The 19,182-nt window shown below is 71.8% G+C and carries 19 protein-coding genes and 1 pseudogene; 17 read left to right on the top strand and 3 right to left on the bottom strand.

All coding sequences use genetic code 11. The annotated features are described in order from the left end of the window. Nucleotides 1–72: 72 nt before the first annotated feature. The gene (locus CPH93_RS12115; protein WP_096212824.1) at nucleotides 73–1,422 is read right to left on the bottom strand and encodes a M14 family metallopeptidase; all 1,350 of its coding nucleotides are present in this window, start codon (nucleotides 1,420–1,422) and stop codon (nucleotides 73–75) included. A 250-nt stretch (nucleotides 1,423–1,672) separates the two neighbouring features. On the opposite strand from CPH93_RS12115, the gene CPH93_RS12110 reads away from it, so the two are divergent. The 13 genes from CPH93_RS12110 (at nucleotide 1,673) to CPH93_RS12060 (ending at nucleotide 13,706) form a co-directional block, all read left to right on the top strand. Further along, nucleotides 1,673–2,545, top strand: a complete 873-nt coding sequence (locus tag CPH93_RS12110) for a S1 family peptidase (protein ID WP_096212822.1) — start codon at nucleotides 1,673–1,675, stop codon at nucleotides 2,543–2,545. A gap of 440 nt (nucleotides 2,546–2,985) precedes the next feature. Further along, nucleotides 2,986–4,425 (top strand): hypothetical protein, encoded by a 1,440-nt coding sequence (locus tag CPH93_RS12105; RefSeq protein WP_096212820.1) that lies wholly within the window; start codon nucleotides 2,986–2,988, stop codon nucleotides 4,423–4,425. Nucleotides 4,426–4,531: 106 nt separating this feature from the next. Beyond that, nucleotides 4,532–5,248 (top strand): Flp pilus assembly protein CpaB, encoded by a 717-nt coding sequence (gene cpaB / locus CPH93_RS12100; protein WP_006603419.1) that lies wholly within the window; start codon nucleotides 4,532–4,534, stop codon nucleotides 5,246–5,248. 13 nt (nucleotides 5,249–5,261) lie between these two features. Continuing rightward, on the top strand, nucleotides 5,262–6,701 hold the full coding sequence (locus CPH93_RS12095) for an AAA family ATPase (protein ID WP_231977286.1): 1,440 nt from the start codon (nucleotides 5,262–5,264) through the stop codon (nucleotides 6,699–6,701). A 3-nt stretch (nucleotides 6,702–6,704) separates the two neighbouring features. After that, on the top strand, nucleotides 6,705–7,088 hold the full coding sequence (locus CPH93_RS36725) for a TadE/TadG family type IV pilus assembly protein (protein ID WP_231977285.1): 384 nt from the start codon (nucleotides 6,705–6,707) through the stop codon (nucleotides 7,086–7,088). 41 nt (nucleotides 7,089–7,129) lie between these two features. After that, nucleotides 7,130–7,603, top strand: coding sequence for a TadE/TadG family type IV pilus assembly protein (locus CPH93_RS12090; RefSeq protein WP_443031461.1), 474 nt, complete (start codon nucleotides 7,130–7,132; stop codon nucleotides 7,601–7,603). After that, nucleotides 7,600–8,940: a CpaF family protein gene (locus CPH93_RS12085; protein ID WP_006603415.1), complete on the top strand. Its 1,341-nt coding sequence runs from the start codon at nucleotides 7,600–7,602 to the stop codon at nucleotides 8,938–8,940. Before CPH93_RS12090 ends, CPH93_RS12085 begins: the two co-directional genes overlap by 4 nt. Continuing rightward, nucleotides 8,937–9,926 (top strand): type II secretion system F family protein, encoded by a 990-nt coding sequence (locus CPH93_RS12080; protein WP_173909790.1) that lies wholly within the window; start codon nucleotides 8,937–8,939, stop codon nucleotides 9,924–9,926. Before CPH93_RS12085 ends, CPH93_RS12080 begins: the two co-directional genes overlap by 4 nt. An 8-nt stretch (nucleotides 9,927–9,934) precedes the next feature. Continuing rightward, nucleotides 9,935–10,828: a DUF5936 domain-containing protein gene (locus CPH93_RS12075; RefSeq protein WP_093484901.1), complete on the top strand. Its 894-nt coding sequence runs from the start codon at nucleotides 9,935–9,937 to the stop codon at nucleotides 10,826–10,828. Nucleotides 10,829–11,496: 668 nt separating this feature from the next. Beyond that, nucleotides 11,497–11,661: a hypothetical protein gene (locus CPH93_RS36145; RefSeq protein WP_006603411.1), complete on the top strand. Its 165-nt coding sequence runs from the start codon at nucleotides 11,497–11,499 to the stop codon at nucleotides 11,659–11,661. A gap of 20 nt (nucleotides 11,662–11,681) precedes the next feature. Further along, nucleotides 11,682–12,401 (top strand): pilus assembly protein TadG-related protein, encoded by a 720-nt coding sequence (locus tag CPH93_RS12070; RefSeq protein ID WP_096212818.1) that lies wholly within the window; start codon nucleotides 11,682–11,684, stop codon nucleotides 12,399–12,401. Between the two features lie 74 nt (nucleotides 12,402–12,475). Further along, nucleotides 12,476–13,066 carry a hypothetical protein gene (locus tag CPH93_RS12065; protein ID WP_096212817.1) on the top strand — a complete coding sequence of 197 codons (591 nt, stop codon included), beginning with the start codon at nucleotides 12,476–12,478 and terminating at the stop codon, nucleotides 13,064–13,066. A gap of 10 nt (nucleotides 13,067–13,076) precedes the next feature. After that, nucleotides 13,077–13,706, top strand: a complete 630-nt coding sequence (locus CPH93_RS12060) for an OmpA family protein (RefSeq protein ID WP_093484905.1) — start codon at nucleotides 13,077–13,079, stop codon at nucleotides 13,704–13,706. Between the two features lie 59 nt (nucleotides 13,707–13,765). Here CPH93_RS12060 and CPH93_RS12055 read toward each other — a convergent pair whose 3' ends face one another. Then, the gene (locus CPH93_RS12055; protein ID WP_096212815.1) at nucleotides 13,766–14,092 is read right to left on the bottom strand and encodes a DUF192 domain-containing protein; all 327 of its coding nucleotides are present in this window, start codon (nucleotides 14,090–14,092) and stop codon (nucleotides 13,766–13,768) included. Between the two features lie 160 nt (nucleotides 14,093–14,252). Between CPH93_RS12055 and CPH93_RS12050 the strand changes: the two are divergent. The 3 genes and pseudogenes from CPH93_RS12050 to CPH93_RS12040 form a co-directional block, all read left to right on the top strand. Further along, nucleotides 14,253–14,402: pseudogene (locus CPH93_RS12050) on the top strand (transposase); the annotation flags it as partial. 8 nt (nucleotides 14,403–14,410) lie between these two features. Further along, complete coding sequence (locus CPH93_RS12045; RefSeq protein ID WP_096212813.1) at nucleotides 14,411–15,619, top strand: RNA-guided endonuclease InsQ/TnpB family protein; 1,209 nt, start codon at nucleotides 14,411–14,413, stop codon at nucleotides 15,617–15,619. A 114-nt stretch (nucleotides 15,620–15,733) separates the two neighbouring features. Continuing rightward, nucleotides 15,734–16,462, top strand: a complete 729-nt coding sequence (locus tag CPH93_RS12040) for a prepilin peptidase (protein WP_096215400.1) — start codon at nucleotides 15,734–15,736, stop codon at nucleotides 16,460–16,462. 251 nt (nucleotides 16,463–16,713) lie between these two features. On the opposite strand, the gene mgrA is transcribed toward CPH93_RS12040, so the two are convergent. Further along, on the bottom strand, nucleotides 16,714–17,745 hold the full coding sequence (gene mgrA / locus CPH93_RS12035; protein WP_093484908.1) for an L-glyceraldehyde 3-phosphate reductase: 1,032 nt from the start codon (nucleotides 17,743–17,745) through the stop codon (nucleotides 16,714–16,716). Nucleotides 17,746–17,885: 140 nt separating this feature from the next. Between mgrA and CPH93_RS12030 the strand changes: the two genes are divergently transcribed. Continuing rightward, complete coding sequence (locus tag CPH93_RS12030) at nucleotides 17,886–18,665, top strand: isoprenyl transferase (RefSeq protein WP_096212811.1); 780 nt, start codon at nucleotides 17,886–17,888, stop codon at nucleotides 18,663–18,665. The last annotated feature ends 517 nt before the right edge of the window (nucleotides 18,666–19,182 follow it).

The following is a 19,182-nucleotide window of genomic DNA, read 5'->3' as shown; positions in this document are numbered from 1 at the left end:
GGGGAATGGCGGGAGGGCGCCCGGCGCCGGTGTGGAGACCGGGCCGGGCGTCCTTCGATTGGCGGTTTGGCGTCACTTCTGCTTGCAGTACTGCCCTTCTTTACCGATCGCGCGGTACGGACAGTCGGCGATGTCCAGCAGCCGGAGCACCGCCTCGCGGTTGCGGGAGGTCTCCTTGGGGATCACCGTGTCCTTCGGGTAGAAGCCGCCGGAGCCGGACGACGACGGGTACATCTCGAAGGTGTAGGCGAAGATCTTCTGGTCGCCCCACAGCCAGTCGTCGATCGCGCCGTCGGTGATGTACAGCTCGCTGGACTGCTCGGGGGTGTAGCCGTTGCTGGCGGCCATGCTCTTGCCGATGGCGGCGAAGGCGTCATGGTCGTCCTGCGTCATCCCGGGGCCGGTGTCGTCGTCGGTGAAGCCGAAGGGCCACAGCACCAGTTCGCTGTAGGTGTGGAAGTCGATGGCGGCCTTGATCTGCTGCTTTCCGCCGACGATGCGGCTGCGGACGAAGGAGGAGACGACCTTCACCTCGGGGGCGGAGGCGGCCGACGGGCCGCGGTAGACCTCGGAGGAGGGGCTGGACGAGGAGCCGCCGCAGCAGCCCCACTTGAAGTCCCAGTTGCGGTTGAGGTCGGTGCCGACGCTGCGGGAACCGGCGTTGGGCTGGCGGTTCTTGCGCCACATGCGGAACGAGCCGGAGGCGATGTCGTACGCGCCGCCGTCCGGGTTCAGGTCCGGGATGATCCAGATCTCGCGGGAGTCCAGCATCTTGGTGATGCGGGGGTCACTCCCGTACTTCGAGGTGAACTCGCCCAGGAGGTACAGGGCCATCTCGACGGTGAGGTGTTCCCTGGCGTGCTGGTGCGCGGTGAAGAGGACCTCGGGCTCCGCCTCGTCCTTGGTGACGTTGCGGCTGACCTTGAGGGCGAGGATGTTGCGGCCCTCCTGGGAGGTGCCGATGACTTTCTTGCTGACGAGCTTCGGGTACTTGGCGACGAGCGCGTCGATCTCCTTCGTGGCCTCGTCGTAGGTGTGGTACTTCGTGTACCCGGCGGGGAAGTCCCTGACCCGGGTACCGGGGGAGACCGGCTGGGTGGCCGGGGGGTCGGGCAACCGGCGGAGTGTGTAGCCCAGTTGGCGTACGGCCGCGGCCTGGGCGCGGTCGGCGGTGATGACGACGGCGCGGGCGTGGACCTCGTCGACGGTGGCGCCGGTCGTGGTGAGCGCGGTGCGCTGGGCGGGCGTGGCGGGGCCGGACACCTCGTACTGGTGCGGGAGTCCGGGGCGGGCCGCGGCACCGGCGGCGGGTTCGCCGGGCGGGGAGGCGGTTGCCTGGGCGGCGGCGACGGGGGCGGCGAGCGCGAGGGAGAGGAGCGCGGCGAGGACGGTGCTCCGTCCGCCGCGGATACGTGGTCGCATGCGGTCTCCTGTGGGGTGTGAGCGAAGCGACGACGTCAGTGTTCGGGCGTTGGCATGGGCTGGTCAATACATGCGGCGGCCAGATGCGCGGCACGGCCGGGCCCCCTGGCCCACTCCGGGCCAACCCGGCAACTTCCCATCGATCCGGGGAAATTGATTGCCACCTGGGGCGGCGGAGCCAACAATGCGCACGACAAATCCGAAGCCCCTGACCGGGCTTCGGTGACAAAAAGCATGAGAGGACCCCCACATGAATCGACCTCTCGTCGGCACCCTGGCCACGGCCGTGCTGGGCGCCGCAGCCCTGGTGGGCACCGTCGGAACGGCCCAGGCGGCGCCGCAGCACCGGACGCTTCCCTCGTCACACAAGACCAAGGCGGTGGACTTCGCCGGCACCGTCGCACTGAGCAACTGCTCCGGCTCGGTCGTGCGGATGCCCAACTCGCAGCCGAACGACCCGGCGCTGGTGATGTCCAACGGACACTGTCTGGAAAGCGGTATGCCCGGCGCGGGCGAGGTCATCGTCGACCAGGCGTCCAGCCGCGGCTTCACCCTGCTGAACAAGTCGGGCGGCCGGGCGGGCACGATCCGGGCCAACCGTGTCGTCTACGCCACGATGACCGACACCGATGTCACGCTCTACCGGACCAGCTCGACCTACGCCCAGATCGAGCAGAAGTACGGGATCAAGCCGCTGGAGCTGGCCACCGACCACCCGGCCAAGGGAGCCGGGATCAGTGTCGTCTCCGGATACTGGAAAAAGATCTACACCTGCAACATCGACGGGTTCGTGCCCACCCTCAAGGAGGGCGACTGGACCTGGAAGGACTCGGTCCGCTACACCCCGCAGTGCCAGACCATCGGCGGCACCTCCGGATCGCCGGTGGTCGACACCGCCACGGGCAAGGTCACGGCCATCAACAACACGGGCAACGAGGACGGCGAGAGGTGCACCGAGAACAACCCGTGCGAGGTGGACGAGAACGGCAATGTCACGGTGCACAAGGGCACCAACTACGCGGAGGAGACCTACGGGATACCGAAGTGCTTCGCCGCCGGCAACAAGCTCGATCTGAACGCCGCCGGCTGCACCCTGCCGAAGCCGGCCGCCACCCGCAGCTGAGCTAGCCGCAGAAGTCCACGTCAGTAGTACGCGAGGTCCCGGGCGCGCTGGTGCCCGGGACCTCGCCGTGTCCCCGGGGCCTCGCCGTGGGCGCGCCTGTTGTGGTGCGGTAGTGCGTCCCAGCGCGCGACTGCCCCCGGGCGCCGGGAAGATGGGACGGGTGGGGCGGTTGTGCGGGCAGTGGCACATGCGCCCGGTGGTGCGTGGTTCAGACCATTACGGCTGTCAAGGCGCTGGTCGGGGGCGGGGGTTACCGGGATTGCCGCTGAGCCGGTATGCGCCAATTCCTCGTGGGGCAGCGGTCATGACAATAGCCCAGAACGTGTTCTCTGGGACGTATCTCTGTGGATAAGGTGCTCAGCGTATGGCGCCGATGGCGCAGAGCTGTGCCGATCCGCGGTCCCGGGACCCCCGGCGGCCGGAGGGAGTGGGGGAGCGACGTGCCGACCGCGATTGCAGTCACCAGCCCTGACCTCGCGCTGTCTCCGTCCGACCGGCAGACCCCCGCCGCCGTCGTCCTCCAGGCCCCGCATCTCCAGCCGCTGGACGAGGCATTGACGGAGACCAGCGCCGTACTGGAGCACCACGGCCATCTCATCGCGCTGTACTCCTCCGCCTGCCCGTCCGCACACGTCCGCCGGCTGCACACCCTGCGGGCCGTCCTGGAGAGCGACCGGATCGCCATCGTGCCGCTGTCCCTCCCGCCGCTCGGCGTGGCCGTGCTGGCCCGTCAGCTGCGGCAGCTGTCGCTGGGCGACTTCAGCCCCGGCGTCCTCGCCAGCGCGGCGCGGCTGCTGACGCACTACATCCACGCCGGCGCCCTGCTGGGCAGCGTCAGCGGCCTGGACCACATCGAGGTCGACCTGCGCTCCCATGTGAAGTCCTGGCTGCCCGGCGTGCACTTCGCGGTGCTCGCCCACCCCGAGCCGCAGCTGGTGCAACTCGACCGGCACGGCAGCGGGCCCGGGCTGCCGGCGCCCGGCTTCACCACCCAGCTCGCGCTCGCCCGCGGCCAGTTCACCGGCGACTGGGTGACCACGACGCTCGCCCCCGCCTGGCAGGTGCAGGGGGTGTACGAGGCACGGCTGCCCGACGAGTCCACCTGCTGGTGGGGGACCCGGAAGCTGATCGAATTCGCCGCGGCCATACCGGACCCGTCGGTCCTCCATCAGCTGGTGAGCTCCGTACGGCGCGAGCAGTGCGGCTGGTGCGGCCAGGAACTCCTCGGCGACCGCTGCGCGTTCTGCGCGGCGCCGCTGTCGCGGGCACGGGCGGCAGGGGGTGGCGGCCCGGCGCAGGGGCCGGCGGCCATAGCCGCGCCCGGGCCCAGGCCAGGGCCCCGTCCCCTACCTCAGGCCGCGGCGGAGGCGCCGTCGGCTGTCCCTGAGGCCCCGTCGGCCGTCCCTGAAGCCCAGGAGGTGCGCGCCCTCCCGGAGGTGGCCGCTGCCCGGGCCACCGGTCCGGCGGCCGGCCCCGGCGCACCGGAACATCCGGCCGTCCGCGGCCCGGAGCGTACGCCGGGTGCCCCGGAACACCCGGCCGGCACCGGCGCACCGGAACATCCGGCCGCCCCGGCCACCCCGGAACACCCCGCTGTCCATGCCCCGGAACACCCCGTCGTCCACGCCCCGGAACACCCCGCCGTCCGCGGCCCCGAGCGCCCGCCCGGCGGCCCGGCCGTCCCCGGCAACCCGTACGGGTCCGGCCCCCCGGTGCCCGGCAACCCCTACGCGTCCGACGCCCCGTGCGCCCCCGCCCGCTGGGACCTGCCCGGCCACGCCTCCTCGCCCGGCCAGGCCTCCTTCGCCGGCCACCCGGACCCGGCCGGCCGGCCGGGCGGCGCCCCCGGTACCCCGCGGACGGTGGCCCGCGTGCGCTGAGTCCGTCCGGGCCGACCGCGGCCCCCGCCCCGCCCCGCCCCGGCCGGCCCGGCAGTCGCCGGCCGTCCGCCCCTGCTCCCCGTCCCCCGATCGAGGTTCCTCCCCCATGAACTCACGCCAGCGCCGCGGAGCGATCCTGCTGCTCCTGTCGGTTCTCTGTGCGATCGGCGCGTTCATCGGCGTGCTGTCGGTGATCAAGAACGTCGAGTCCAAGGTCGGTCCCGAGAAGACGGCGTACCGGCTGAAGACGGATGTCGCCGCCTATAAAGCGCTGGATCCTGGGCAGTTCGAAAAGGTGACGATGCCGCAGCGATGGCTGCCGCCCACCGCCGTGACCGACCTGGACAAGGTCAGCGGCAAGATTGCCGTGACCCCGCTGAAGAAGGGGTCGCTGCTCCAGGACGACATGATCGTCGAGCGGCCCGCGCTGCAGGCCGGGCAGCAGGAGATCGCCATCATGATCGACGCCGCGACCGGAGTGGCCGGCAAGATCAACCCGGGGGCGCGGGTGAACATCTACGCCACCTTCGAGGGCAAGCGCCCCGAGGACAAGCCGGTCTCCAAGGTCATCGTGGCCGGTGCCCAGGTCATCGACGTCGGCAAGCTGACGCCTCTGGAGACCAAGGACCCGGGCGACACCACCGCGGGCCGGCAGGCCGGCGAGGCCGTCCCGATCACCTTCGCCCTCGACACCCGGGACGCCCAACGGGTCGCCTACGCCGAGTCCTTCGCCACCCATGTGCGGCTCGCCCTGCTCGCCCCCGGCAGCGAGACCGCCATCCCGCCCGGCCAGCGCACCTACACCCTCGACGGCGACAAGTGACCCGGAGCCCCTGGTGACCATCCGCATCCTTTCGGCCATCGGCGACCCGGACGCCGCACGCGTGGTCTCCTCGCTGCTCCACCAGCTGCCGGATGCCGAGCCCGCGCCCGCGGTCGCCGACTCCGCCGCGCTGCTCGACGCGCTCGCCCGGGCCGCCGCCCAGGGGGACGGGACAGCGTCCGCCGGCGGGCCGTCCGCGGTCGAGGCGCTCCCCGAGGTGGTGGTCGTCCACGAGCGGATCGGGCCGGCGCCGGCGCTGGAGCTGATCCGGGAGGTGGCGCTGCGCTTTCCCGCCGTCGGCGTGGTGCTGATCACCGCGGATGCCGGGCCCGCGCTGTTCTCCGCGGCGATGGACGCCGGCGCCCGCGGCGTCGTCGGCCTGCCGCTCGGCTACGAGGAGCTGGCCGCCCGGGTGCAGGCCGCCGCCCAGTGGGCGGCCGGCGTACGGGTGCACCTGGGGGGCAGCACGGAGGCGGCGCCCGGGCCGGCCGGCACGCTGGTGACCGTGACCGGTGCCAAGGGCGGGGTCGGCACCACCGTCACCGCCGTGCAACTCGCCCTGGCCGCCCGGGCCGCGGGCCGCAGCGTCGCGCTGGTGGACCTGGATCTGCAGTCCGGCGATGTGGCCTCCTATCTGGATGTGCAGTTCCGCCGCTCGGTCGTCGACCTGGCCGGCATCCAGGACATCTCCGTACGGGTTCTCCAGGACGCGGTGCACGACCACCACACCGGTCTGGGGCTGCTGCTGGCGCCCGAGGAGGGCGAGCGCGGCGAGGAGGTCGACGACCGGGCGGCCCGGCAGATCCTCGGCGCACTGCGCTCCCGCTACGAGGTCGTGCTGGTCGACTGCGGCTCCCAGATGCAGTCCGCGAACGCCGCGGCCGTCGAACTCGCCGAGACGGCGCTGCTGGTGACCACCCCGGACGTGGTGGCCGTACGGGCCGCCAAGCGTCAGGTGCGGCTGTGGGACCGGCTGCAGATCCGCAAGGCGGAGGACACCACGACCGTGGTCAACCGCCTCACCCGCAACACCGAGATCCAGCCGCCGCTGGTCGCCAAGGCCACCGGCACCCAGGTCGCCAGGACCCACGTACCGGCCGCCTTCAAGGAGCTCCAGCCCTGTGTGGACGCGGGCCGGTTGCAGGACCTCGACAACCGCTCGACGGTCAAGCAGGCGCTGTGCGCCCTGGCGGCCGAACTCGCGCTGGTCGAGTCGCCGGCCGCCCGGCAGGGCCGCGGCAGCCACCGGGCGCGTCCGACGCTGACCGGGCGCAAGCGCAAGGCCATAGCGGCGGGGGCGGCTTCCGGTCCCGGGACAATTCCGGGTCAGGCATCAGGGCCGGTCTCCGGGGACGGATCGGGGTCCGGCGGCCGGTTCGCCGGCCGTCGCGGGCCCGCGGCCAGGGGCGGTACGGGGCCGTTCGACCCGGCCGGCCCCTACGAGGAGGGCTGAGCGGTGCGGCGCCCGCTGGGCGGTGACGACCGGGGGCAGGTCTCCGTGGAGTTCCTCGGCATGCTCCCGCTGATCCTGCTGATCCTCGCGCTGCTGTGGGAACTGGTGCTGGTCGGCTACGCCTATGCGCTCGCCGCCCACTCCGCCGACCGGGGCGCGCGGGCCGGCACCGCGACCGAGGGCGGCGGCGCCGGCGCCTGCCGTGCCGCCGCCGAGCACGAACTGCCCAGCTCCTGGCGGGGCGGTGCCACCATCTCCTGCGGCCCCGCGGCAGGTGTGTGGAAGGCGACGGTCCATATCGAGGTCCCGGTGCTCTTCCCCGGCGCGGGCAGCTTCCCATGGACGGCCGAGGGCTCGGCCGGCGCCGCGAAGGAGGACCCCCGGTGAGCGCCGTACGTCTGCCCGCCCGGCTGCGTGACGCCGTCCGTCTGCCCGCCCGGCTCCGCGGCCCCGCCCGGCTCCGCGGCCCCGCCCGGCTGCGCGGCCCCGGCCGCGACCGGGGCCAGGTCTCCCTCGAATTCCTCGGCTTCCTGCCGATCCTGCTGGTCGTCGGGCTGGCCGTGGTCCAGCTCGGGCTGGCGGCGTTCGCCGTCCAGCAGGCCGGTACGGGCGCCCGCGCCGCGGCCCGTACCGCCTCGATGGACCGGGCCGACCACCCGGCCGACCCGCAGGCCGCCGGCCGGGCCGCGATGAGCGACTGGGTCAAGGCGGGGATCACCGTGGGCGGCGACGGCGGCGGTTCGGTCCGCGCGACGGTGCAGGTCACCATCCCCTCGATCATCCCCGGCGTCGCCGACTTCGGCACCGCCCGCCGCAGCGCCACCATGCCCCGCCCGCAGGAACCCGGCGCCCTCGGCCTCGGGGCCGCCGCGGACACGTACGAAGGAGCAGCCCCGCGATGAGCCTGAAAGCCCGGATCGTCGCACCCGAACCGGCCGGTGAGGCGCGCGAGGACAGCCATATGGTCGCCCTCTACCGCGCCAAGCTGCTGGAGGAGATCGACCTCGCCGAGATGTCCTCGCTGGCCGCGGCCGAGCGCCGCTCGCGGCTGGAGCGGGTCCTGGGCCACATCATCAGCCGCGAGGGCCCGGTGCTCTCCACCGCCGAACGCGCCCAGCTCATCCGCCGGGTGGTCGATGAGGCGCTCGGTCTCGGGGTGCTGGAGCCGCTCCTCGAAGACGCCTCGATCACCGAGATCATGGTCAACGGCCCGGACCAGGTCTACGTCGAGCGCTCCGGCCGGGTCGAGCTGCTGCCCGTCCGCTTCGCCTCGCACGAGCAGCTGATGCAGACCATCGAGCGGATCGTCTCCACCGTCAACCGCCGGGTCGACGAGTCGAATCCGATGGTCGACGCCCGGCTGCCGTCCGGCGAACGCGTCAACGTCATCATTCCGCCGCTCGCCCTGAACGGCGCCACCCTCACCATCCGCCGCTTCCCCCGCGCCTACACCCTCGCCGAACTCATCGGCATGGGCACCCTCGACGAGCAGATGCTGATGCTGCTGGCGGGGCTGGTGCGGGCCAAGTTCAACGTGGTGGTCTCCGGGGCCACGGGCGCGGGCAAGACCACGCTCCTCAATGCGCTCTCCGGCCTGATCCCGGACGGCGAGCGGATCATCACCGTCGAGGACGCCGCCGAACTCCAGCTCCAGCAGTCCCATGTGATCCGGCTGGAGTCCCGCCCGCCCAACGTGGAGGGCAAGGGCCGGATCACCATCCGCGACCTGGTCCGCAACTCCCTGCGGATGCGCCCCGACCGCATCATCGTCGGCGAGGTGCGCGGCGGCGAGACCCTCGACATGCTCCAGGCGATGTCCACCGGCCACGACGGCTCGCTCGCCACCGTCCACGCCAACAGCGCCGAGGACGCCCTGATGCGGCTGCAGACCCTGGCCTCCATGTCGGACGTCAAGATCCCCTTCGAGGCGCTGCGGGACCAGATCAACAGCGCCGTCGACTGCATCGTCCAGCTCTCCCGGCACGCCGACGGCTCCCGCCGGATCAGCGAGATCGCCATCCTCGACTCCCGCGGCCACGAGGACTACCGGATCGCCACGGTCTGCCGGTTCGACGCCGAACCCATGGGCGCGGACCGCATCGTGCACGGCCGGTTCCGCTACTTCCCGCTGCCGCGCCGGGTCGCCGAGCGCCTCTTCATGGCGAGCGAACCCACCCCGCCCGCCTTCGGCGTGGCGGCCACCGACGACCAACTCGCCACCCGGAAGGCCACCTCATGACCGGCTGGGCCCCGACCACTGCCGCCGGGGGGCTGACCACGGCCTCCACGACCCCCCTCGCCCTGCTCGCCATCGGGGCCACGCTGCTGTGCGGGCTGCTGGCGATCGCCGGCGTCCGGACGTACGCGGCCGGGCGCGCCCAGCGGCAGGCCGTCGTCGACCGGCTCGCCGACGAGCGGGCGCTGCCGACCGGCGGACGCCGCCGCCGCTTCCCGTCCGTCGACCGGACCCTGCGCGGCACCCGCTTCGGGCGCCGCCTCGAACTGCGGCTGGCCGCCACCGGCCTGGACGTCACCCCCGGCGAGTTCTTCGTCGCCATGCTCGCCGCGGTCGCGGTCCTCTGGCTGGTCGCGCAGGCCACCCTCGCCCCCTTCTTCGGCCCGATCGCCGCCCTGGTCGCAATCTGGGCGGCCTTCGCCTTCCTCAACTGGCAGCGGCAGAAGCGCATCGAGAGGTTCATCAACCAGCTGCCCGAACTCTCCCGGATCCTCGCCAACGCCACCCAGGCCGGGCTGGCGCTGCGTACGGCGCTGGGCATGGCCGCCGAGGAGCTGGAGGCCCCGGCCGGCGAGGAGCTGGCCAAGGTCTCCGACAAGCTCGCCGTCGGCCACTCCATCGACGAGGCGCTCGGCGAGCTGGCCGAACGCCTCCCCTCCCGCGAACTCGTCGTCCTGGTCACCACCCTGGTGCTCTCCAACCGGGCCGGCGGCACCGTCGTCGGCTCGCTGCGCAACCTCACCACGACCCTGGAGGAGCGCAAGGAGACCCGCCGTGAGGTCCGCACCCAGCTCTCCCAGGTCGTGGTCACCGCCTATGTCGTGCCGCTGCTCGGCATCGGCACCCTGCTGCTGATGAACCGGATCGCGCCCGGTGCCATCGACCGGATGACCTCCTCCTTCCTCGGCCAGCTCGCGGTCGTGGTGGCCTTCGCCCTGTACGGCCTGGGGTTCTTCTTCATCCGCCGCCTCTCCAAGATCGACGTCTAGGTATCGCTATGGCAATCGGAATCCTGCTGGCCTTCGCCTTCGCCCTGTCGGTCGTGGGTGTCTGCTGCGGTGTCGCGCTCTACCGCCGGGAGGCCCGGCTGCCGCCCGACCTGGCGCTGTCCCTGGAGGTCGGCGCCACCCGCACCACGGTCGTCGGGTCGGCGGTGGACCGCGCCGGGATGCGCTGGGCCCCGCTGGTCCTGCGGCTGATGGGCGACCGGCGCACCGCCCGGATCCGCCGCCGGATCGATCTGGCGGGCAACCCGGGCGGGCTGACCGTCGACCGCTATGCGGCCCGCCGTGCCGTCTACGGGGCCCTCGGTTTCTTCGGCGCGCTGGTGATGTTCCTGCGCGGTCAGCCGCTGCTCGGGATCCTGATGGTGCTCTTCGGCCTCTTCTGGACCGAGGTCGGCATCTGGTCCGCGATCCGGCAGCGCCGGGACACCATCGAACGCACTCTTCCGGACTTTCTGGACGTGCTGGCCGTCGTGGTCAGCGCCGGCCTGAGCTTCCGTCAGGCCCTGGACCGGGTCGCCGAGCGGTACGAGGGCCCGTGGGCCGACGAACTGCGCATCACACTGCGGCAGATGGACATGGGCGTCAGCCGCCGCGCGGCCTTCGAGGAACTGCGCAAACGCAACGACTCCGAACAGGTCGCCCAGTTCGTCACCGCGCTCCAGCAGGGCGAGGAGCTGGGCTCGCCGATCGTCGACACCCTGATCCAGATCGCCAACGACATGCGCCGCACCGACGCCCAGAACGCCCGGCGCCGGGCCGCCCGCGCGGTCCCCAAGGCCACCATGGTCGTCACCACCTTCATGGTCCCGGCCACGATGATCCTGCTCATCGCGGGGTTCTTCCTGGGCTCGGGCACCAACTTCGGCTCGCTGGTGGGGAAGTGACCGGGCCCCGGGCCGGGACGCGGACGCCCGGCCGGGCCCCGCTCCCGCCCGCCCGGCGCCGGTGGGCCGGGCCCGGCGTTCCCGCGCCGGCGCTCCCCGGCGCGCCCCTCTCCGCCCTCTCGGCCTCGTTCCCCGCCGACACCGTCCCCGACCGCCGCCACGCCGGTCCGTCCTTGCGGTTGCACATCTTCGGGCGGGCGGGCCCCGGCGCGGGACTCGTCGTGCCGGTGCCGCACACCGGGCCGCGCCGGGGCGCACTCCGGCGCGGTCGGGCGTAGCGCCCGGCCGGATGAGTGTGGTTCCCGCCTCGCTTCTCCTCAACTCCTTCGCACCAGCAACGAGTTGTGTCACAGTGGGTGGGCTTACGATTGCGCGCGCACTATGGTGCGGTCGGGCCGTACGGTCCACATGGGCAGTCCACATCGGGCAGGGCAGCGGGCAGGGTCCCGGAGGGGGAGCGGGGGTGGACGGGGTGCGAGGGAGTGGCCAAAATGTGCCGTTGTCTCTGTCGTCCGCGTTCCGGAATCAGGACGGGGTTGGCAATCCCTGTTCCGGGAACGCTGTTCCGGCGTACTTTTCTGGTGTCACGCGCGGGCCCGAACGCGCCGGCACCACGGGGGCAGACCAGCCGGACCAGAGCGGTCCGGCCGCCCATGGAGGGGAACACGATGGCGAAGCGGTTTTTGGGGAACGACCGGGGACAGACCTCGATCGAGTACCTCGGCATCATCGCGGTGGTGGTCGCGATCGTCCTGGTCCTGTCGACCACGGACTTCGGCAGCCAGATCGCGAACGCCATCGCCAACAAGATTTCCGACGTCGTCGGCATTTAAGCCGCGCCGGCGCCACCGCCGTGACGGCCCCTCTCACAGGCCCTACCCGCCGCGGCCGGCGCGATGCCGGGCAGGCCTTTCCCGTCTACATCGTTGTGGTCGGGGGCCTGCTCTTTCTCGCGCTCGCCTTCTTCGCCGTCGGCCAGGCGGCGGCCACCCGTAACGGTGCGCAGACCGCCGCCGACGCGGCCGCGCTCGCCGCCGGTCAGAAGTACCGTGACCTGCTGACCAAGAGCCTGCTCGACGGTCTCCGCGACGGGAGTTACGTCACCGACCGGGCCGCCTGGGAAGACCTGCTGAACGGGCGCGGCGCCCCGTCCGACGCCGCCTGCGAGAGCGCGGACTGGTTCGCCGGACGCAACGGCGCCGAGGTCTCCGGCGCCGGCTGCGTCCCGGACTCCTGGCCCACCTCGTTCGCCGTCACCGTCACCACCCGCAAGACCGTGGGGAATTCGGTCATCCCGATGACCCGCGGCACCCATGCGCAGTCCGAGGCGACGTCCGTCGTCGGCCCCCGCTGCACCCTTGCCGCGCCCGCGGACGACGGCGGCGGGACGGCCGGCACGGGCGATGAAGGGGGCACGGACGGGACGGACGGCAAGGGCAAGGGCGGCAAGGACGACCCCGGGCACGCCCCCGTCGAGCTCCGCTGCGACGGCAAGCGCTGGGCCCTCGACCCCGACCACCTCCAGGACCTCCCGGAAGCCTCCGATCTCTTCTCCGTACGCCTCGCCCATTGACCGGCCGCGGCCCCGCACCCGATCACCACCCCGAGCCACGAATCGACCAGACGACGATCAAAGGAATCGCATCCATGAGCATTCGGCGCACCACGAAGGCCGCCAGAGGAGCGGCCGTCCTGGCCGGCGCTGTCGGCCTGGCTCTCGTCGTGGCCGGCTGCGGTGGTGGCGGCGACGGCGGCGGTGCGAAGGCGTCGGACGGCAACAAGCCGCCGGCCCGCAGCACCGCCCCCAAGGACGGCGGCCCCGGCAGCCCGGCCGCCGACTCCGACAAGGTGATCGGTGAGATGAAGGGCCCGGACGGCGTGGTGGTCACGCTGCACTCCGTGGTCCGGGACTCCGGCGGCTTCGTCACCGTCAACGGCACGGTCGCCAATCACGGCAACCGCCCCTTCAACGCCATCAACTGGCGCTCCAACGAGACCGAGCTGCGCTCCCGTTCCTCGATCTCCGGGGCCACCCTCATCGACAAGGCGGGCAAGAAGCGGTATCTGGTGCTGCGCGACACCAACGGCGAATGCCTGTGCACCACCGGCCTCAGCGGTCTGATGCCGGGCGCCAGCCGCCCCGTCTTCGCGCAGTTCCCGGCGCCCCCCGCCAAGGTCACCGACGTCGACTTTCAGCTGCCGACGATGCCGCCGGCCAGCGTGCAGATCACGGACTGAGCGGGCACCGATGACCGCGACCCAGATGCCCCGACGCCGCCGGGCGCCGCGCAGCGCCGTCACCGCAGCCGCCGTCGCGCTGCTGCTGGTCACGCCGCTGACGGCGCCCGCCGCCCAGGCCGACCCGCCGGGCGTGACCGAGGACTCCGCCCCGCCCGTGCACATCGACCCCACCGACCCCGATCTGCGGATGGTCCAGGGCGCCAAGCTCGCCGCGTCCAAGGTCCTCAACATCAAGTCCATCGTGGAGAGCGACGACGGCTCCGAGCGCCGCCAGGACACCAACGACAATGTGACCTTCGCGCTCCAGGCCGAGGTCCTCTTCGGCAAGGACAGCGCCGACCTGTCCTCGGACGCGCTCTCCCGGATCGGCACCATCGCCGACGAGATCAAGAAGCAGCACGCCACCAGCCTGCGGGTGTTCGGCTTCACCGACAATCTCGGCTCCGCCGGCCACGGCCTGGTCCTGTCCAAGCGGCGCGCCACGGCGGTGCAGGAGGAGTTGGCCAAGGACCTCGGCCCGTCCGTCGGCTTCCAGATCCGCGGTTACGGCGAGCAGTACCCCATCGCCGACAACACCACCGAGGAAGGCCGCAAGAAGAACCGCCGGGTCGAGGTCAGCTTCCCACGCGCGTCATGATCCGGCACCGGGCCGTCGGCGCCGGTCGCCGGCCGGCGGGAGTGCCCGCGCCGGCACGCTCAGCCGGCGGGCTCGACCCTGAGCCGGAGCCCGGGCCGCAGGCCCCAGCGCGCCATCGCACCGGCCTCCGCCTCCAGGACGTGCCGGGCGCGGAGTCGGGGGCGGCCCAGCCGGCCCGGGCGCATGGTGCGGACGGCCAGCACGGTGAAGTCCCGGCTCAGATAGGCGACATCGATCGCGAACCGCATCCGGAAGGTGTGCACCCCGCTCGCCGGGGTCAGCAGCAGCGCCCCCTCGATGCCGTCGCGGCCCAACAGCCCGCGGGCACGGGCGCGGTAGGAGGCCGCGATCTCCACCGGAATGCCCCCCTGTGCGCCCAGCAGCATTCCCGGACCGTTCTTCCAGCGCGCCATCAGGCCCTAGCCAGGGGACGCCCCGCTTTAGCGGGGTGGGGAATGGCTTCTCTGGGCTGTTCTGACCTCAACTCGGTGCACGGATCTGTGCTGTTCACCTGTACTGCCTCTCTGCCGCACTTATAGTGATCGCGTGGCTGTGACCAGGAAGGTTCGCCGGTTCTCCGGCGGTGTGTACGATCTCGGGCTCCGTGTGGTGTGGTGCCCGAAGTACCGCCGCCCGGTCCTCGGCGGCCGGGTCGCGGGACGGCTGGAGGAACCGATCCGGGCCAAGGCCGAGGAGGCGCGGGGGTGATACGCGCCTACAAGTTCCTTCTGCGCCCGACCACCGGACAGGAAGCATCTTTGCGGGCGATGCTGGCCGATCACTGCTCGCTCTACAACGGCGCGATTCAAGAACGCCGCGAAGCCTGGCGGCACGCCTCGAAGACGAGCATCAAGTACGGGGATCAGTCCGCGCAGCTCAAAGAGATCAGGGCCTTCGACCCGGAGCGTCAGGGCCGCTGGTCCTTCTCCTCCCAGCAGGCGACGCTCCGGCGTCTGGACAAGGCGTTCCAAGCCTTCTTCCAGCGCATCAAGGCCGGTCAAGCACCGGGATACCCCAGGTTCAAGGGCGTCGGCCACTTCGACACCGTGACCTTCCCCAAGGACGGGGACGGCTGCCGCTGGGACTCCACCGGGCACGACACCCAGACGCGCGTACGCCTGCAAGGTGTCGGGCACGTCCGTGTGCACCAGCACCGTCCCGTGCGCGGCCGGGTCAAAACGATCAGCATCAAGCGGGAAGGCCGACGCTGGTATGCCGTCCTCGCCTGTGACGAGGTGCCCGCCGAGCCCCTGCCCGCAACGGGCAGCATCGTCGGCCTCGATTTGGGCGTGACGCACTTCCTGACGACCTCGAAGGGCGTGCACGTCGAGAACCCGCGCTTCCTTCAGACGAGGGGCGAGGAACTGGCCGCGGCCCAGCAGCACCTTGCGACGTTCCCCCAGCGCACCCGCCGCCGCACGAAGAAACACCGGGCAGCCGCCCGCAAGGTCGCCAAGCTGCACGCCAAGATCCGCAGGCAGCGGCTCGACCACCACCACAAGCAGGCCCTGGCACTCGTGCGTGAGCACGACGTGATCGGCCACGAGAAGCTGAACACAGCGGGCATGACCAAGACGCCCGCACCCAAACCCGACCCCGAGCAGCCCGGCAGCTTCCTGCCGAACGAGGCCGCCGCGAAGGCCGGGCTGAACCGCAGCATCCTGGATGCGGGTTGGGGCCTCTTCCTCGGAATCCTGGCGCAGAAGGCTGAGAGTGCCGCTCGCCGCGTGATCCCGGTGAACGCCCGCAACACCTCCCGCGAATGCCCCGCATGCGGGCACACCGCGAAGGAGAACCGCACCACCCAAGCAAAGTTCGAGTGCGTCCAGTGCGGCCACGTCGCCAACGCCGACCACGTCGGCGCACTCAACGTGCTCAAGAGGGCCGGGCTGGTCCTCTGCGCGGAGGCCTAGCCGCCGACGCAGGAAGCCCGCCGCTTCAGCGGTGGGTGGAGTCACGGACAGCGTTCTATCAGTTCCCCGCCCTCCAGGGGCACCGCACAGACCTAAGGTCGGCCCGTGGCACTGATGTTGATCGTTCTCGCCGCCGCCTACGGGGCCGCGGCCGGGCTGTTGATCCCGCGGCCGGCCCACCGGATGGCCGTCGAGCCCGAGGAGGAGTGGCGCGCGGCCTGTCCCGGAGGGCATGCGATCACCGGGCCGGCCCGGGGCTGGCTGGGGCGCGGGCACTGCCGGGACTGCGGGGCGTACGGTCCGGGCGGGCTGCCGACGGCGACGGTCACCGCGCTGGCGTGTGCGGCCCTGGCGGCGGCCACCGGACCCCGGCCGGAACTCGTCGCCTGGCTGCTGATGGCGCCGCTCGCGGTGCTGCTGGCCGCCGTCGACCGGCGGGTCCGGCGCCTCCCGGACTCGCTGACGCTGCCGCTGGCCGTGGTGAGCGCGGGGGCGCTGGGGCTCGCCGCCCGGCTCACGGGGGAGACCGGGGCCTGGCGGCGGGCGCTGCTGGGCGGTCTGCTGCTCGGCGCCTGCTACCTCCTGCTCTATGCCGTCAATCCCCGGGGGATCGGGCTGGGGGACGTCAAGCTGGCGGTCGGGCTGGGCGTCGCCCTGGGGTGGTACGGCTGGCGCACCCTGGTCACCGGCGGTGCGGCGGGGGTGCTGAGCGGGGCGCTCTACGGCGCCGGGCTGCTGCTCTTCCGGCGCGGCGCGCGGGACACGGCCATGCCGCTCGGACCTTTCATGATCTTCGGTGCGTTCTGCGGACTGCTCCTGGGGGCCGCCGCGACCGCCGCCTGACCGCGCCGTACCCGTGCCGGGGCGCCGCCGGCACCCGCGCACGGGAGGACCGGGTCCGTACGCCTGCACACCCGCGAGCCACGCCGCGGCGCGCGCCGGTGCACACAGCACCCCGTCCGCGGGGTTATGGTGGAAACCCCCCCTCGGGCCGGTCCGTATCCCCCCCACGGACCGGCCCGCTTTTTGTTGCCCGGGCAGGCCGCACCAGCAAGGCGGCGTGCGGAGCTCGCGGCGTACGGGCCGAGGGGCCGCTACCGCCGGGCCCAGATGTTCACGCCGTCCGTCGTCCTGGCGAACTCGTCGATCTCGGCCAGCTCGGCATCCGTGATCGCGGGGGCGTCCAGGGCCGCGATATTGGCCTCCAGCTGGGCGACGCTGCTGGCACCGATCAGCGCGGAGGTCATCCGCTCGTCGCGCAGCACCCAGCCCAGGGCGAGCTGGGCCAGGGACTGGCCGCGGCGGGCGGCGATGTCGTTGAGGCCGCGGAGCCGGCGGACGACGTCGTCGGACAGCAGGCCCGGGTCCAGGGACTTGCCCTGGGAGGCGCGCGAGCCCTCGGGGACGCCGTGCAGATAGGTGTCCGTCAGCAGGCCCTGCGCCAGTGGCGCAAAAGAGATGCAGCCCATGCCCTCGGCTTCGAGGGTGTCCAGCAGCAGGTCGTCCTCGGTCCAGCGGTTGATCATCGAGTACGAGGGCTGGTGGATCAGCGCCGGTACGCCCATGGAGCGCAGGATTCCGGCCGCGTCACGGGTCTGCTCGGCGTTATATGAGGAGATACCGGCATAGAGCGCCTTGCCCTGCTGGACGGCGGACGCCAGCGCACCCATCGTCTCCTCGAGCGGAGTGTCGGGATCGAAGCGGTGCGAGTAGAAGATATCGACGTAATCGACGCCCATCCGCTTCAGCGACGCATCCAGCGACGAGAGGAGATATTTCCGCGAACCCCATTCGCCGTAGGGACCGGGGTGCATCAGATATCCGGCCTTCGTCGAGAGAATCATCTCGTCGCGGTAGCGGCGGAAGTCCTGCGCGAAGATCTTCCCGAAGTTCAGCTCGGCGGACCCGGGCGGCGGACCGTAGTTGTTGGCCAGATCGAAGTGGGTGACGCCCAGGTCGAAGGCCCGGCGCAGGATGGCGCGCTGGGAGCTCAGGGTGCGGTCGTCACCGAAGTTGTGCCAGAGTCCAAGGGAGATAGCGGGGAGTTTGAGTCCGCTGCGACCCGTTCGCCGGTACTTCATCGAGTCGTAGCGGGATTCCGCCGCGTGGTAGTCGGTGCCAGTCATACTCATCTCCCTATCACGTACTTGTGACCACCTGATTGGGCTGCCGAGACAGCCGAGAAGTAAAGTTGCTCCCTTGAGGCGACGGGGGTGACCGCCATTGGTACGGAGGGGTTGGACCACACATGCTGCGATCTTCCGGGATGCGCATCCCTTATCCGCCCGCACTGCGCAATCTGGTCTATCGGCTGTATGCGCGCAGGGTGGAGGGTCGCCTGGATCACACCCAGGTGCCCAAGCACATCGGCGTCATCCTGGACGGCAACCGGCGCTGGGCGCGGGCCGACGGGCGGACGACAGAGCAGGGCCACCAGGCGGGCGCGGACAAGATCAGTGAGCTGCTCGGCTGGTGTGAGGAGACCGATGTCGAGGTCGTCACGCTCTGGCTGCTGTCGACGGACAATCTCGACCGGCCCGAGGCCGAGCTGAAGCCCCTGCTGGGCATCATCGAGAACACCGTCCGCGGGCTGGCCGCCGACGGCCGCTGGCGGGTGCATCACGTCGGCAACCGCGATCTGCTGCCCACCGCCACCCAGCGGGTTCTCAAGGAGTCCGAGCAGGCCACCGTCGACAACAAGGGCGTGCTGGTGAACGTCGCGGTCGGCTACGGCGGCCGGCAGGAGATCGCCGACGCGGTGCGCTCGCTGCTGCTGGAACACGCCGCGCGCGGCACCTCCTTCGAGCAGCTCGCCGAGATCGTCGACATCGACCTGATCTCCGAGCACCTCTACACCCGCGGCCAGCCCGACCCGGACCTGGTGATCCGTACCAGCGGTGAGCAGCGGCTGTCCGGCTTCATGCTGTGGCAGAGCGCCCATTCGGAGTACTACTTCTGCGAGGTCTTCTGGCCGGCGTTCCGGAAGGTCGACTTCCTGCGCGCGCTGCGCGACTACGCCGCCCGGCACCGGCGCTACGGCTTCTAGGCGCGCCGTTCCGGTACCTGCGTGACGGGACAGCAGGCTGGGCCGTTCGAGTCCTCTCTCACTTTCGTCCCGTATGACCCTTACGTCCCGATATTTCCGTAGGGCGTCCTGTGCCCCGCCGGTCCCACGAACCCCCGGCGGGGCCCCTTCTGACCCAGCATTCCCCTGAGGTGACCCCGGCCACCCCGGCGGGCAGGTGTCACCAAAGGTTCACCGACCGTGCGTCATATGCCGTGGCATGGCTGCGGGCGTTCGAGGGAATATCCCTTCCAGGTCGGCGTCCGGAACAAGCCATCGGGCGCCGCATCTCAGCGGACGGCATGGAGTCGTCCGCCCGGGAGGCCCTTTGCACATCACGGAGGCCCGTGCGTACCGCACGGTCGACGCGGAGGGCCGGCGTTCGGCCCGCGCAAGGTGGTCCGAGCCCGGTCCGGTCACGAGATGGCCGGGGGTCCTGGGGACGCCGCCCAGCGGTCGCTGGGGGCGTGGTCGCCCCAGGAGCACACCGCCCCGCGAC

Origin of the sequence: Streptomyces sp. 2323.1 (assembly GCF_900221035.1) — a bacterium.
GTDB lineage: Bacteria > Actinomycetota > Actinomycetes > Streptomycetales > Streptomycetaceae > Streptomyces > Streptomyces sioyaensis.
Note: the sequence above shows the minus strand (reverse complement) of the source record. Positions and strands in the feature narration are given on the sequence as shown.